This is a genomic window from Pseudoalteromonas sp. P1-7a (genome assembly GCF_001401855.1).
In the GTDB taxonomy this organism is placed as follows: Bacteria; Pseudomonadota; Gammaproteobacteria; order Enterobacterales; family Alteromonadaceae; genus Pseudoalteromonas.
The window spans coordinates 158,832-174,701 of sequence record NZ_LKDU01000001.1 but is presented as its reverse complement, the minus strand read 5'-3'; the positions used below and the strand labels follow the sequence as shown (position 1 = coordinate 174,701).

Genomic DNA, 15,870 nt, shown 5'->3' with positions numbered 1-15,870 from the left:
CCTGTCATTATTCCTCTATACAATTTCACTCATTGAAAATCTTTAGCCTAAAAGAAGTCAGTTTAGGCTAAAAAAACAAACTAGCAAATCCGCTAATTAACGAGTAAAGGTGTATGCGATGAAAGGCGTTAAACCATTGATCTTAGCAGGTATTGTAGCAGCAAGTGCTGCAGTGCATGCCAATGATTTAGAAAAGGTTATCGATAAAAGCAGTGAAATAAATAAATCAGCTGCGCAATCACAAACAAAAATAGACAAGATTGCTGATTCAATGCAAGGACGTCTTCAACAGTTTAAAGTCCTCAATAAAGAAATCGATGGCTTAACTGTTTATAACGCGCAATTAACTAAACAGTTAAATAATCAAATTGAAGAAATGGAGTCACTTAATCTATCAATGGATCAAGTCTCTATTATTGAACGCCAGATCACCCCACTAATGCTGCGCATGATTGAAGGGCTTGAGCAATTTGTAGCCCTTGATGTGCCATTTTTGCAAGAAGAGCGCACTGAGCGTATTCGCTCTTTAAACACCATGATGGAACGTGCAGATATTAACTCAAGCGAAAAATTCCGCCGCGTATTAGAAGCATACCAAGTAGAAGTTGATTATGGACGCACTATTGAAGCCTACACCTCACTGCTAACGGTAGATGGTAAAGAGCGTGAAGTAGACTTTTTACGCATTGGCCGCTTAGAGCTTATTTATTTAACACGTGATGGTAAGCAAGCTGGTAGTTGGGATAACGACACTAAGTCGTTTTCTACTTTACCAGATTCCACAATTAGTCAAATTAATAAAGGTTTACGCATCGCGCGTAAGCAGCTTGCCCCAGATATGTTAACTCTGCCAGTACACGCAGCAGAATAAGAGGTTGAAGATGAAACTGTTTACTCAAATGACAAAAATGGCCCTTTTTGCTGCAAGCCTAAGCTTTGCAGGCGCAAGTGTGGCAGCTGAGCCTATGAATTTAGACTCACTATTAAAAACACTTGAAGAAGGCAAATCGGCTCAAAGCGCGCAAAACAGGCAACGCGAACAAGAATTTATGGCGCGCCAAAACGAACAAGTGCAAATGCTTAACAATATACAAGCAAAGCGTAATCAAATGCTTGGCGAGTCTGAGCGCTTAGAAACACAGTTTGAAGAAAACGAAATTAAACTTGCTAACCTAACAGATACACTGTCTAAACGAATGGGTTCTTTAAAAGAGCTATTTGGCGTGCTTCAGCAAGTTGCAGGGGATTCTAGCAATAAGTTTGCAACTTCTGTGGTATCAGCTGAAATTTCGGGTCGTAGTACTTTTATGGATGAGCTTGCTCAAAAAATGGGTTCTACTTCAAAGCTTGCCTCTATCGAAGATATTGAAAAAGTATGGTTTGAGCTACAACGCGAAATGACAGAGCAAGGCAAAGTTAGTCGCTTTACTACCGATGTAATTGTACAAGGTGGTGAAAAAGCACAACAAGAAGTGGTGCGTGTAGGTGCTTTTAACTTAATCTCTAACGGTAAATACCTAGAATTTAACCCAGTAACAAATACCTTAAGCGAGTTAAATCGCCAGCCTGTAGCACGTTTTACTGCAACTGCACAGGAATTACAAAATGCTAAAAGCGGTGTCGTACAGTTTGCGCTTGACCCAACGGGTGGCTCAATTTTAGGCTTATTAGTGCAAGCACCCGATACGCAAGAGCGTGTACATCAAGGTGGCACAGTCGGTTATGTTATTTTGGGTGTAGGTGTCATTGCTTTACTTATCTCACTTGAGCGTTTTTTCTCATTACTGGTTATTGGCGGTAAAGTACGTCGTCAGCTTAAAGATGATGTAGCACGCGATGACAACCCACTTGGCCGCGTAATGAAAGTAAAAGATCAGTTTCCTGATGTGGCCCACGACACATTAGAGCTTAAATTAAGCGAGGCAATTTTACGTGAAATGCCAAAAGTAACGCGTAATTTAACGCTTATTAAAATTATTTCAGTAGTGGCACCGCTGCTAGGTTTACTCGGTACCGTTACCGGTATGATCAACACTTTCCAAGCAATCACATTATTTGGTACAGGCGACCCTAAACTAATGGCTGGTGGTATTTCGCAAGCATTGGTAACAACGGTGCTAGGCTTAGTTGTCGCAATTCCTACGGTATTTTTATATACCCTACTTAATACCCGCGCTAAAAACATTTTGCTTACTATTCAAGAGCAAAGCGCAGGTATTATTGCACAGCGAAGCGAGAAGGGAGCATAAACCATGGTGCTATTGATTGACTCAATCAATGCTATCCGTGATTTTCTCGACACTGGTGGCCAAGTCCTCTTGGTCATCGGGGTGTTAATCTTCGCGATGTGGTTATTGATACTCGAGCGATTTATATATTTTTTCAAAGGTTTTAGTCGTTACAAGCAAAAGCTAAAAGCGCAGTGGAAAAACCGTGCTGAGCGCAATAGCTGGAATGCTGAACAAATTCGCCAGGCAATGATCTCTCGTGCCTCAATGCGTTTAGACACCAACTTAGCGCTGATAAATGTAATGGTTGCATTGTGTCCGCTACTTGGCCTGCTAGGCACAGTAACCGGCATGATTGAAGTATTTGATGTAATGGCTATTACCGGTACGGGCAGTGCGCGCTCTATGGCATCAGGTGTTTCTAAAGCCACTATTCCAACCATGGCAGGTATGGTGGGTGCACTTTCGGGTGTATTTGCCTCTACGTTTTTACAGCGCAAAGCCAAGCGCGAAGTTGAACTACTACAAGACAGCATGGTTTTAGACCATTAAGTAATATTTTGATAAGCGGCTTATAGAGTCGCTCATCCTAGGAGAATAATGATGAGAGCCCCATTAGGAAATCTATTTCAAGAAGATGACGCAGAAGAAATTAACATGACCCCAATGCTAGACGTTGTATTTATCATGCTTATTTTCTTTATTGTTACCGCTTCATTTGTAAAAGAAGCCGGTATTGATGTAAACCGCCCAGAAGCCGCAACAGCGGTTAAAAAAGAACGCGCCAATATTTTAGTGGCTATTTCTGATAAGGGCGAAATTTGGATTAATAAACGTCAAATCGATGTACGTGCAGTGCAAGCGAATATTGAGCGATTAAAAGCTGAAAACCCACAAGGGAGCGTGGTCATTCAGGCTGATAAAAAAGCCACCACTGATATGTTAATAAAAGTAATGGATGCGTCGCGTGCTGCGGGTGCATTTGATGTGTCAATTGCTGCACAAGATGCGTCTTAAGGGTTAGTCATGTTGCGATATTTAGTAGCATTAATAGTGGCGGGTGTAGTGACCTTTATGCTGTTTTTGGGCATGCAGGCACTGATCACCGGTGGTGAAGGTGCCATGTCGGAGCCAGTAAAAGGAAACGTTTTAGACTTTGTACGTTTGAAAAAAGAAGAAACCGTACAAAAGAAAGAACGTAAACCACAAAAGCCACCCACTCCAAAAGAGCCACCACCGCCTATGGAGTCACCGCAAATGCAAAATAATGATGCAAACGCGGCCAGCAATAATTTTGATTTTGGTGCCGATGTAAGCAGCGATGTTGATTTAGCAGGTGGATTAGCGCTTGAAACAAGTGATGGTGAATACCTACCCATTGTAAAAGTAGCCCCTGTGTATCCGCGTCGTGCGTTATCGCGTGGTATTGAAGGCTATGTCATTGTGGAATTTACAGTAACTAAGCAAGGCACAGTGCGCGACCCTCAAGTAGTAAAAGCGGTTCCTGAGTCACTGTTTGATAGAGCAGCGATGGATGCCGCACTTAAATTTAAATATAAACCGCGTGTAGTAAATGGTGAAGCCGTTGAAGTAGCCGGTGTTCAAAACAAAATATCTTTCCAAATTAATGGTTAACATATCTTAATTGGATGAAATAGCGAGGCGATTATGAAATTACTACCTACAGCTAAATTTTTAAAAATAACGTTATTTTGTACTGCTGCCGTGAGTACAAGTATTGTGGTGCCAAGTACACTCAGCCTTATGCCTGGGCTAAACGTAGCCATTGCCCATGCTGAGCAAAAAACAAAACGTGTCCCCGCACTGCGCGAAAAGGTATATAGCCAGCTCGCTCGTGCGCAAAAGCTCGCTGATGATGGCGATGTAAAAGGCGGCCTTGAAGCACTTGATAGCATTCAAGAGCGAGCGTCTAGTATGAACTCGTACGAAATTGCGATGATGCATAACTTTTATGGCTTTATTTATTACAACGAAAATGATTTACCAAAAGCGATTGCCTCGTTTGAAAAAGTGGTAGCCGAGGAGGCTATTCCTGAATCATTACGTTTAAGCACCACGTTTAGCTTAGCGCAGCTTGCAATGGCGAATGGTGAGTATAAAAAGGTAATTGCGTTTTTAGATAAGTGGGATGAAATAAATACCAAACCGATTACTGAAGGGTATTACCTACTTAGAGCGCAAACTTACTACCAGTTAAAAGAATACTCAAAGGGGCTTGAGTACATCAATCAAGTGATTGCGCTTAGTGACAGCGAAGGTAAAACCCCTAAAGAAAACTGGCTTGTATTACAACGTGCTATGTATTACTCACTTAATCAAACTGACAAAGTAGTCGCTGTGCTTGAACGTATGGTGAAGCTATACAATAAACCAGAGTATTGGGTTCAGCTAGCTGGTATGTACGGAGAAACCGGCAAAGAAAAAGAGCAACTCGCCGTAATAGAAGCGGCGTATCAACAAGGCTTTTTAAAAACCAAGTCTGACTTGAGGCAGTTATCGCAAACTTACCTTTATAACGGCCTGGCATATAAAGCAGCTAAAACAATGAGTGATGCGATAGAAAAAGGCCTTGTAGAAAAATCAGCGAAAAACTATGCCTTTATTGCAGAGGCCATGATTCAAGCTAAAGAAGATGAAAAATCGATTAGCTACTTTGCAAAAGCGGCTGACCTATCAGAGCATGGTAAGTACGATCAACGCCTAGCTGAAGTTTACGTTAACACCGAGCAATACGAAGAAGCCGCTGATGCTGCGCGTAAAGCGCTTGATAAAGGCGGTCTTGATTTTGAATCAAATGCTTACGTTGCGTTAGGTATGGCGCAGTACAACATGCAAAATTTTGATGCGTCAATTTTAGCGTTTGAACAGGCTGAAAAACATAAAAAATCTCAGCGTTTGGCACAACAGTGGATCAAATATGTAAAGCGTGAAAAAGTGCATGCAGAAACTCTCAAAACAGCTTTATTGTAAATTTTAAAGCGCTTTACTCATTAAAAAGTAACGCGTGCAAAACTATTTCATAATCGCAACACCAAAACCGCCTTAGGGCGGTTTTTTTCGTTGCTAAAATATTTAAGTTTTTGAATTTTAATTAATTACTATTGTCATCTTATGGTTACTAAAGTGTAACTGCTTTGTCATATCCCTACAGTATCTTATTTGCATCCGATAACTCAGGTCACCTTAATGCATGAGTATCGTGCCTTAAAGTGACTTAAGTTTTTACTTAATGCACTAACAAAATAATTAAATACTTTAACGGAGTGAACAATGAAATTATCTGATTTATTTAAGGTCAGCCTAGTAGCAACTGCAATGACACTAGCTGGCTGTGGTGGCGATATCGAAATTACACCTACTGTAAACGATAACAGCTCAACAACAGATAACAGTGTTAATAATTCAAACAATACAACTGGTTCAACAACTGAAGAAGAAACTGTTTGTGCAAGCTACGAATCAGATGCAGGTACGGTAACAGGCGTAGTAAGTGGCATTGATTGTTTATACAACGACTCGTTTGCAAGTAAAACAATTTCTATCACAAGCAACATTACTTTCGCTGAGCTACCTGATGGCGGTGTTCACGTTTTTGAAGATGCATTACAAATTGGCGAAGACGGCAGCACTGTAGATGGCTTTGAAGTACCAGCAAATGGTCCAACAATGACTGTTGAACCAGGTGCCGTTTTAGCATTTGGCTCAGGTGAAGCAATTGTACGCATTGCACGTGGTGCAAAAATTCAAGCAGTAGGCACTGAAGAAAAGCCGGTTGTATTTACTTCTGCAAACGCGTTTGACCGTTTTGATACAGCAGGCGAAGGCGCACGCTACGCAGATTGGGGCGGTATCATCATTAATGGTAACGGCATTACTGACCAATGTACTGATGCAGAGCGTGACGGTGGTACGTGTAACGTAGCCTCTGAAGGTATTACAAGTTACTTTGGTGGTAACGATAATGCAGACTCTAGCGGTAATATTAAATGGGCTAAAATTTGGTACGCAGGTTCAGGCCCTCGCGTTGGTGGTGAAGGCGATGATTTGAATTCACTAACACTCAATGCAGTTGGCTCTGGTTCTGAGTTTGATTACCTACACATTCACCAAGGTTTTGATGACGGTATTGAAATTTTTGGCGGTGCTACAACGCTTAAACACGTAGCGGTAACAGATACACAAGATGATTCGTTTGACTTTGACGCAGGTTGGCAAGGTAAAGCTCAGTACTTATTTGTTCAACACGGTACTGTAACTTTAAATGACGGCACTGTAGTTAACATGGGTAACAATGGCTTTGAGTCTGATGGTGTTAAAGGTTCTTCTACCGATCAAGTGTCTCCATCTAACCCAACGGTGGCCAATGTAACGGTTGTAACTACAGATGGTAACTCGGTACGTGATGACGACCCTTCACAAGCTTACAAGTTTGATGACCAATTTAATTCAAGCATTTACAACACAGTTATCGTTAAGCAAAACGCAACTAACACGCAATGTATTGAGTTCTCGGGCGATGGTGAAGCACAAGCAGATAAAATCTCATTCACAAGCTCTGTAATGGCGTGTTCTGCAAACTTTACTGATACAGATACGTTTGCAAGCGGCCCATTAGAAGGTCAAACAAAAACAGCGTGGTTTGAAAATGATGGTGCTAACCAAATCTTAACTGATGATGTTGCAGTACTTGCAGATAACGGTTTTGCAACGAACACCGCGGCGAGCGAAGTAACGGTTACAGCAACAGACTTAAGCACAAGCGATTCATTTTTTGAAAGCGTAAACTACATTGGTGCGGTATCGGATCAGGATACAGACTCTAGCTGGTATAAATGGGTTGAAGCGGCTGTTACAGCAGCAAATGCTGACTAAATAGCACCCCATTATAACCTCTGATTAAAGGCGCCTTGTGGCTTGTTATTTAAGCGTCAGGCGCCTCTTTTGTATAACCTGATTAGGATTATCTCATGTCTAAAAAGCATAGACTCAATCATATTACCTGGGCAATTAGTTTAGGTTTAGTCGCTCATTCGACTAGCTTAATTGCTGCACAAGCCGATGAACAGTTAACAAACGAACAAGAAATAGAAGAAGTTGTTGCTGTAGGTACGCGTTTACAAGGGAGCGCTGCGGCAGTTGTAGAAGAACGTAAAAATCAAGCCTTTGTTGCCGATATTTTAGGCTCTGAACAATTATCACGCACGGGCGACAGTGATGCAGCATCTGCGCTTCGTCGAGTAACAGGCCTAACACTTGTTGATGGTAAGTTTATTTACGTTAGGGGCCTTGGTGAGCGTTACTCTAGTGCGCGTTTAAATGGCGCTTACATACCAAGCCCAGATTTAACCCGTAACGTTATTCCGCTGGATATTTTCCCTGCCAGTATTATTGAAAGTATGGCTGTTCAAAAAGCTTACTCTCCAGACATGCCAGCAGCGTTTGGTGGCGGTAATATAGATATTAGAACTAAAACCGCCCCGAGTGAATTTACCGCAGGCATTGAAGTAGGTGCAGGTTACGATACGGCATCAAGTGATGGCTTTACCTACAATCGTAACGAAAGTGGCATTCCAAGTGAGTTATCACAGGCTATTTCAACATACCGTGGTGATTTTAGTATTGGCAATATTGTTAGTCGTGAAGGCTTTGAAGATGGCGATTTAACACGTGCAGAACAAGCAACCGCTGTTAATAACGCACTTTTAAAGTCGCTTCCTCGCGATTATGAGTTAAAAGAAGAGTCGTTAGACCCGCGTTATAATATTAAAGCCCATTATGGTGATAGCTTTGAAGAGAGCTATTTTGGTGGCAAGGTTGGGTTTTTACTGGCAGGTGCTTACAAAAACGAATGGGATTTTGAAGAACGTTTTAGCTCAGTTATCACCCAAGATTTGGAAAACGAAGAAGGCAATGTAGATTGTACAACCTCGTTAGCGACCAGTGAAGATGTGAGTAACTCGTGTTACAACACAGTCAAAAATTCGCAAGTGACAACGGAAACCGAAAGTTATAACGGTTCATTAAGCTTGTCATACCGTTTAGGTACGCACAGTATTTCTGCTCAACAGCTTTACATTATTGATAATGAAGATGAGTCTGAAATTGCTATTTCGCAAAGCCCTGCGGGTAGTTCTACGTTTAGTATTGCGGGTGATGGGATTGCAAACCGTAATCATGAGTTTAATTACGAAGAACGCCAATTGAACATTACTCAAGTTATGGGCCAACATACCTTTTTAGATTATTTTGGTATTGGTGCCGATTGGCAGTACACCGAAGCTAAAGCAACGACTGATATACCTACCAGTGCCGATTTTGAGTTTCGTGACACTTATAATAGTGATGGCAGCTATGCCGGCTCGACTATTACAGGGGATGATAACCGTGTAATTATGTCATACACCAATATGGAAGAGCGTGTTAAATCGTACGGTGGTAACTTAACGTTGCCGCTTAGCTTTGAGTCTATGGAAGTTGAGTTTAAAGTTGGTTACGATTTTTCTGACAGAGCCCGGATATTTAATACCTCAAGCTTTGCTATAAACAATAGTGGTGGCTCAGGTATTTCAATAAATGATGGTAGCAATGATGCGCTTAATAATAGTGGCTTTTTAACTGACGATTTTATTGATAATAACGCTGTGTTAGTTGATTTTAATGAGCCAACAGCCCCAGATGCTGATGATTACGTTGCTGCGCAAAAGGTGGATGCAGGTTATGCGTCGTTTGATGTGTTTTATGATCAATGGATAAGAATAAGCGGTGGTATTCGTTATGAAGAATTTAAACAATCTTCTATCGGTACATCGAGCCTTATTTTTGATGAAGAAGATTTAAATACCTTTTACGATCCAGACAAAATTCAAGCAGGCTCTGTTATTTCCGATGATTGGTATCCGGCACTATCTGTTACCTATATAGGGGGCGATGATTACCAGGTGCGCTTAGGTTACGGCGAAACAGTAGTACGCCCTGATTTTCGTGAAGTAGTGCCAGTTACATATTACGACCCATTGACCGACATTAGAACGTTTGGTCGCACAGGTATAAAAAGTAGCCCAATTAAAAACTACGACTTACGTTATGAATATTACGGACAAGCTGGTAATTCATTTAGCGTAGCGGCGTTTTATAAAGATATTACAGCGCCAATAGAAACAGTTTTAAACATTGGTGATGAAGATTACTCAGCATCGTTTATAAATGGTGAAACAGCAAAAGTTTATGGTATTGAAGCTGAATGGCTACAAGACTTAACCTTTGTAAGTGAAGGCCTATTTACTAGCGGTAATATCACATTGAGTGATTCTGAAGCGTCTATTGACCCAGCACTTGCGGGTACATTAACTAATCCTAAAAAACGTATGACGGGCCACTCTGAATATGTAGTTAATTTACAATTAAACTACGATTCATTAGATGGCATGCACAGCAGTTCATTAGTTTATAACGTATTTGGTGAGCGAATTTTAGCAGCCGGTGTTGCTAATAGAGATGATGCGTATGAGCAACCATTTCACTCACTGGATTTAGTTTATACTTATTACCCTGATTTTAATTCTAAGATTAAGTTTAAAGTTAAAAACTTACTCGATGAAGATCAAGAGGTAACACAATCAGACATTATAGTGCGCTCAAAAGAGCAAGGTGTAACGTTTGATTTAAGTTACAGCTACGAGTTTTAATTTTCTTCCCAAGGAAGGGGGTATAATAAAACCTAACTACCGATTAGCCCTGTATTTAATACAGGGCTTTTTTATGACTATGAAAAATATTTAAGTTTCGCTTTATTCACTAGTTTTAGGGCGCTTGGGGTGGTAGGTTAGCTCTATACTAATCAACTTAAATATCTAGTTATTCTAGTGTGCTAAATAAAACGTGAACGGCGTTATAAATTTTTGATGTATAACAGCTACATATAAAAATTTATGCCTTGTTATCTCGCTATTAATTTACCGCTATAAATGATTAATAACTTAATATGATTGGTTTTAATAAAAATTAATTCTCACGCAATGAATTTTAATTTTTAATGTATTAAGGCATCTTTTATGAATCAAACAGTGGAAAAAACAATGAAAAAAGTAGGATTAGTCGGTTGGCGTGGCATGGTTGGCTCTGTGTTATTAGAACGTATGCAACAGCAAAGTGATTTTGCTCATATCGACACCACCTTTTTCACCACCTCACAAGCTGGGCAACTCGGCCCAGATATTGCGGGCGACGCAAAACCGTTATTAGATGCAAGTGATGTAAATGAACTTGCTAAAATGGATATTATTGTTACCTGTCAAGGTGGTGATTATACCAAAGCGGTTTACCCTAAATTACGCGAATCGGGTTGGGATGGTTACTGGATTGATGCAGCTTCTGCACTTCGTATGGTTGATGACAGCATTATTGTACTTGACCCTGTAAATAAAGATGTCATTGAACAAGGTTTAGCGCAAGGCGTAAAAACTTTTGTGGGTGGTAACTGTACCGTATCGTTAATGCTACTTGCTTTAGGTGGTTTGTTTGAGCAAGACCTAATTGAGTGGGTAAGCCCAATGACTTACCAAGCGGCCTCTGGTGCCGGCGCTCGTAATATGAAAGAACTTATTGCACAAATGGGCGCTATTCATTCAAGCGTTGCCGAGCAACTAGATAACCCAAGTTCAGCTATTTTAGAAATTGATAAAATAGTGAGCGACAAAATGGCTTCAAGCGATTTACCACAAGACCAATTTGGCGTGCCGCTAGCCGGTAGTTTAATTCCTTGGATTGACGTGCCAATGCCAAGTGGCCAATCTAAAGAAGAGTGGAAAGCTCAAGTTGAAGCGAACAAAATTTTAGGCTCCTCTAAACAGCCAGTGCCCATTGATGGTTTATGTGTACGTATTGGTGCAATGCGTTGTCATAGCCAAGCGATGACCATTAAATTACGTGAAGATATTAGCGTAGAAAAAATTGAAGAAATTTTAGCGTCGCATAACGAGTGGGTTAAAGTGATTCCTAATGAGCGCGAAATTAGTGCTACCGACTTAACACCAGTTAAAGTTACGGGAACATTAAGTATTCCTGTTGGGCGTATTCGTAAACTTGCTATGGGCCCTAAATACATCAGCGCATTTACTGTGGGCGATCAGCTGTTATGGGGTGCGGCAGAGCCACTTCGTCGTATGCTGCGCATTATTGTAGATGGTGAATAACTGCTGCATTATAAGCTGGTATGTTTTAAAAAAGGGTTAGCATATTGCTAACTCTTTTTAGTTAAGTGGCATTGCATACGCTACTTTATTTTTCCCCTCGTGCTTTGCTATGTACAAAGCTTTGTCGGCTAAATCTATTGCTTTATCAATTGGCGTGTTAACAGACTTAATGCTGATCACCCCAAAGCTTGCCGTAACATTTATGCATTGCTTTTCGTATTCAATAGGCTTACTCGCAAGAGTTTCTCGCAGTTTATCAGCAAACTGCTTTGCTTTTAGTTCTGAGTCTCTAGCTATGAGAATGACAAATTCTTCTCCGCCTAGTCGAGCAAAAATATCGTCTTTTTGTAAACACATTTTTATACGCTGAGTTGCTTGGACTAGCACTTCGTCTCCTGCGGCGTGTCCATAGTCATCATTTATATTTTTAAATGAGTCTATATCCCAATATATAAGGGATACATGCTGTTTACAGCCAAGTTGAGATTCAATTTTTTGTTGGCCAATGTCGTAAAAGCCACGTCTGTTAATACACTGTGTGAGTACATCAGTCATGGCCAGTTTTTGCATTTCTTGGGCTAAGTCTGAAGCCATTATAAAAATAATAAACACCGCCATACCGACATGCGCAGTCGGGACTGTGATAAAATTAATGAGTGTGTATAAATCTAAATAAGCTTGGTTTACTTGGCTGCCTTGCATAAGTGCAATCGTCGCAGCAATAAATAAACACACTCCACACACAGTGTAAGTAATGGCAGCTCCAATTTCGGCAGGTAGCGATTTAGCTTTATGTTTTATGATGATGACGGCATTGATCAGTAGCAGTAAAATATCGTAATAAATATACAACGACATGGATAAGCCTATATGAACATCTACGGCTTTATAATAATAAACTGAGGCCAAGGTAATTACAGCTAATGCTAATAAATACCTTAAATTAATAGGACTTCGAGCTCGAATAGCGTGTCCCCAAGTTCCCAAAATTACAGACCCCATAGATAAACTGACCCCTGTCATCCAATAGAGGGTGTCTGAGTCGAAGTGAGACCGCAATAAAATAGTCCCCCATTGGCATGCAGAAAGTATAAACGCGCCAGCCCAAAATAAAGCATACGACTTTTTACCTAGTGTAAACCACGCCATTAAAAATATAACAGACCAAATAATGCTGGTTAGCAAAAGAGTAATTAAAATAAAAAATATTGGGCTCATAGAGTCTATGTTCTTGTGTAAGTTATCTTTTACTGTAGTTGAGCTTATAAGTTTATTCGAGTGGGTTAGGTGTTTTTAGCCGTCGCTTTTGTAAATGTTTATGTATTGAGTGAATTTAGCTAATACTTATGTATTGTGCCTCGTGGTATGCCTTTTGCTCACAGTATTGTGATATACCTTTATTCGTTCGGTTTCAGCTTTTTGTGAGTATTTAATTCACTTTTGCAGGTATTTTTTACTTAAACCGAGTTATTTATACCAATTGCTTTAATCAACTTATCTCTTTGAGAGTGAGCACATGTTCTCGGCGATGCAAAAACGCGTTATTTAATTTTTTCTAATTAAAATGTTAACGCTTGTAGCAACATCTATCGCTCAGCAAATTGATTGAGTCTTTATAGCGATTGGTATGAGCCTTCACATAAGGAAAGATAATGGCTTCAACTTTTAAAAATTCACGCGCAAAATGGTTTTATGCCTTGCTGGTTACTGCCTTGCTGCTAATCTTACTCAGAGCAATAGCCCCTTATGCCGTGCAATATTATGTAAATCAGCAACTTGAGCAAACCCAAGGCATAACAGGGCATGTTGGTGATGTAGATTTATATTTATACAGAGGCGCTTACGCTGTTGACGATGTAGAAATTTACGCGGTAGATGCCACGCAGGTTCCTAAGCCGCTACTCTCTATAGATACGCTCGATTTTTCGCTCGCGTGGTCTGCTTTATTGAACGGTAATTTTGTCACCAACATGGCTTTTACCCGCCCAGAAATTGTTATTTACGATAAGGACCCTGCTACTGCTGAACAAAACCAACAAGTTAAAGACGAAACAACGTGGATAGGCCTTGCCAATGATCTGGTACCGTTTTCAATCGATATGCTTCGTATAGAGAAAGGTAAAGTAACTCTAGTTAATGCCACCAGCGAAGGAGAGCAGCCTACCTATATATCAAATATAAACGCTAATATTAACAACATTACCAATGCACAAAACCTCTCTAAAACCTTAGTTACGAGTTTAAAAGTAGAGGGGCAACTAATGGGTGAAGCTAAGTTGTCTTTAAATGGTAAATTAGACCCCTTTACCGATAAGGCTAACTTTGATTTTAATGTTGAAGTGCAGCGTTTTGCGGTTAAAAACCTTGAAACTGTTTTTAAAGTGTATACCCCATTTGATATTGAAGCCGGCGGCATAGATGGCGCAATGGAGTTGGCCGCTAACAATAATAACTTAAATGGATATGTAAAAGCCGGTGTTCATGACTTAAGTGTTTTTTCGTGGCGTGAAGATATAGAAAAAGATGATGACGGCCTATTTACCGTTATTTTTGAAGGCAGTATTGATTTACTCGGTGCGCTATTAGAAAACGACGAGTCAGAGCTGGTGGCTGCTCGGGTGCCCATAGATGGACAGCTAGACAACGCTGATGTATCTACTTTTGAAGCCGTGATCTCGGTATTAAAAAACGCGTTTTTTGAAGCATTTAAAATGAAGGTTGACAATGTGATTTCATTTGAAAGCACACAAGAGCAACAAGACGAGTAACACAAATTCACTTAATTAAGCTCTTTATTTTAAGAGGGAAAACGTTTAGGTAGCAGGTAAAAAAATTCGTTATTAGTTGTTCTAATTGAGTGAGTTTTAACTCAGGTTGCGACACGTTTAACCCCGCAAAATGAGCAAGTATTATTGCAAATTGGTATTCCATACAGCCCTTTGTATTAACTCAGTACAAAGGGCTTTTTGAGCTTTTAGCTAGGTGTATTTTTATTTTCTGATGTTTTACTTAATAAGGTTTTTAGCTCAGCTATTTGCGCTTGTAGCTCTAGCACTTGTCCCTGCGTTGCAGGCAGTGAGTTGTTATCTGCTTTTAGCTCACGGGCACTGCGATGTTCTTCGCTCATTACTTCTAAAATAGCACCTACCATCATGTTTAAAAACACAAACGCAGTTAAAAAGATAAACGTGAGGTAGTAAATCCAGCTCAGCTCGTACACCGCCATAGTTTCGTACATAATGTCGGTCCAATCTTCAAAGGTGGCTATTCTAAATAGCGTAAGCATTGAAATGGATACATCTTGCCAAAGCACTGGGTTAATATCGGCAAACATCATACTGCCCATGGCTGCGTAAATATAAAAAATAACAAACATTAGCAGCGCTATATAGCCCATTTGCGGAATGGCTTTTAGCAAGGAATTAACTAATAAACGCAGCTCAGGGATCATAGACACTAAACGCAGTACCCTAAATATACGCAGCAGTCGGGCAAGTAACATGGTTGAACCTGCAGCAGGGTAGAGGCTACCAAGTACAATAATGGTATCGAATATATTCCAGCCCTTTGAAAAGAAGTCTTTTATACCTTTACTTGCAATAAAGCGAATAATTAACTCAATTAAAAAGAAGGCAGTGATCCCAACATCCATCCAATTAAGGGCAAATTCTACAGTCGGGTGAAGTGAGTAAGTGTGAGCACCTACCGTAAGAGCAGAAACAACAATAACAGCAATAACAAATGATTGAAATATCTTGCTTTTGTCTATACGCTGAAACAACTTTTGTAACTGCGACATCATAATTATGAATCCTATGCAAAGTAAGGTTTTATGGCGCTAATATACAATAATATTGTTGTGATTTAACCCATTTTTATCACTAAAAATGTAAGGAAATTTAATGATAATCAGTCAAATAACTAAAAGTGCATTGCTGCTTGTGGGATTATCGGTACTTGCAGGGTGTAGCTCTGATGCCCGCTTTCACGAAATACAATCGGCACGTCTTGATGAATGTAATTATAAAGCTGATAAAGAGTATTATGAGTGCCTTGAACAACAAGATAAAAATTTCGAAGAATATAAAAAACAGCAAAACGAACAAACACAATAATCTATGACTAAAACACAAAAATTGCGCGACAAACAAATACGTCAAGCTCTCACTCACGCCTGTGAGCAAATAAAAGCGACTCATTATGGTTTTGCCTATTTAACTCACACCATTGATTTAAAAAATGAAGCTAAGTCACTAAAAATAAGCTGCTATTTTGAAGATGATATAGCCTATCACGATGCCGAGGCGCATTTTTCTCAGCTAGTCGATATTATTAACGCTGAACTTAGCAAAATTAGCTTACCAGTAGCGGCTAAGCAAATAGCGTTTTTAGTTGATTAACATTGGTTTGCCAAGCTATGGGCGGTATAA

General features: G+C 40.0%; 14 protein-coding genes. 12 read left to right on the top strand and 2 right to left on the bottom strand.

The genetic code is table 11. From position 1 onward, the window contains the following. Nucleotides 1-118 precede the first annotated feature (118 nt). The 9 genes from AN389_RS00810 to asd all read left to right on the top strand — a co-directional run bounded on the left by AN389_RS00810 (nucleotide 119) and on the right by asd (nucleotide 11,440). Nucleotides 119-871 (top strand): DUF3450 domain-containing protein, encoded by a 753-nt coding sequence (locus AN389_RS00810; RefSeq protein ID WP_055019021.1) that lies wholly within the window; start codon nucleotides 119-121, stop codon nucleotides 869-871. 10 nt (nucleotides 872-881) lie between these two features. Beyond that, nucleotides 882-2,249 carry a MotA/TolQ/ExbB proton channel family protein gene (locus tag AN389_RS00805; protein ID WP_055019020.1) on the top strand — a complete coding sequence of 456 codons (1,368 nt, stop codon included), beginning with the start codon at nucleotides 882-884 and terminating at the stop codon, nucleotides 2,247-2,249. Between the two features lie 3 nt (nucleotides 2,250-2,252). Continuing rightward, nucleotides 2,253-2,780: a MotA/TolQ/ExbB proton channel family protein gene (locus tag AN389_RS00800; protein ID WP_055013617.1), complete on the top strand. Its 528-nt coding sequence runs from the start codon at nucleotides 2,253-2,255 to the stop codon at nucleotides 2,778-2,780. 51 nt (nucleotides 2,781-2,831) lie between these two features. Continuing rightward, nucleotides 2,832-3,245: a biopolymer transporter ExbD gene (locus tag AN389_RS00795; RefSeq protein WP_055013616.1), complete on the top strand. Its 414-nt coding sequence runs from the start codon at nucleotides 2,832-2,834 to the stop codon at nucleotides 3,243-3,245. A gap of 12 nt (nucleotides 3,246-3,257) precedes the next feature. Beyond that, nucleotides 3,258-3,863, top strand: coding sequence for an energy transducer TonB (locus AN389_RS00790; RefSeq protein WP_171042071.1), 606 nt, complete (start codon nucleotides 3,258-3,260; stop codon nucleotides 3,861-3,863). 33 nt (nucleotides 3,864-3,896) lie between these two features. Further along, on the top strand, nucleotides 3,897-5,219 hold the full coding sequence (locus tag AN389_RS00785) for a lipopolysaccharide assembly protein LapB (RefSeq protein WP_055019019.1): 1,323 nt from the start codon (nucleotides 3,897-3,899) through the stop codon (nucleotides 5,217-5,219). 300 nt (nucleotides 5,220-5,519) lie between these two features. Next, entirely contained in the window at nucleotides 5,520-7,121 is a 1,602-nt protein-coding gene (locus tag AN389_RS00780) for a hypothetical protein (RefSeq protein WP_055013613.1), read from the top strand. Between the two features lie 95 nt (nucleotides 7,122-7,216). Further along, nucleotides 7,217-9,934, top strand: coding sequence for a TonB-dependent receptor plug domain-containing protein (locus AN389_RS00775; protein ID WP_055017079.1), 2,718 nt, complete (start codon nucleotides 7,217-7,219; stop codon nucleotides 9,932-9,934). Between the two features lie 366 nt (nucleotides 9,935-10,300). Beyond that, on the top strand, nucleotides 10,301-11,440 hold the full coding sequence (gene asd, locus AN389_RS00770) for an aspartate-semialdehyde dehydrogenase (protein ID WP_055019018.1): 1,140 nt from the start codon (nucleotides 10,301-10,303) through the stop codon (nucleotides 11,438-11,440). Between the two features lie 57 nt (nucleotides 11,441-11,497). On the opposite strand, the gene AN389_RS00765 is transcribed toward asd, so the two are convergent. Continuing rightward, entirely contained in the window at nucleotides 11,498-12,658 is a 1,161-nt protein-coding gene (locus AN389_RS00765; protein WP_055013610.1) for a GGDEF domain-containing protein, read from the bottom strand. Nucleotides 12,659-13,092: 434 nt separating this feature from the next. Here AN389_RS00765 and AN389_RS00760 point away from each other — a divergent pair, with 434 nt between their 5' ends. Then, a complete protein-coding gene (locus tag AN389_RS00760) occupies nucleotides 13,093-14,208 on the top strand; it encodes a DUF748 domain-containing protein (protein ID WP_055019017.1) in 1,116 nt (371 codons plus the stop codon). Nucleotides 14,209-14,414: 206 nt separating this feature from the next. Here AN389_RS00760 and AN389_RS00755 read toward each other — a convergent pair whose 3' ends face one another. Continuing rightward, complete coding sequence (locus AN389_RS00755; protein ID WP_055013608.1) at nucleotides 14,415-15,242, bottom strand: ion transporter; 828 nt, start codon at nucleotides 15,240-15,242, stop codon at nucleotides 14,415-14,417. A 100-nt stretch (nucleotides 15,243-15,342) separates the two neighbouring features. On the opposite strand from AN389_RS00755, the gene AN389_RS00750 reads away from it, so the two are divergent. Further along, nucleotides 15,343-15,555 carry a hypothetical protein gene (locus AN389_RS00750; RefSeq protein WP_055013607.1) on the top strand — a complete coding sequence of 71 codons (213 nt, stop codon included), beginning with the start codon at nucleotides 15,343-15,345 and terminating at the stop codon, nucleotides 15,553-15,555. A 3-nt stretch (nucleotides 15,556-15,558) separates the two neighbouring features. Further along, the gene (locus AN389_RS00745; protein ID WP_055019016.1) at nucleotides 15,559-15,840 is read left to right on the top strand and encodes a hypothetical protein; all 282 of its coding nucleotides are present in this window, start codon (nucleotides 15,559-15,561) and stop codon (nucleotides 15,838-15,840) included. Nucleotides 15,841-15,870 lie beyond the last annotated feature (30 nt).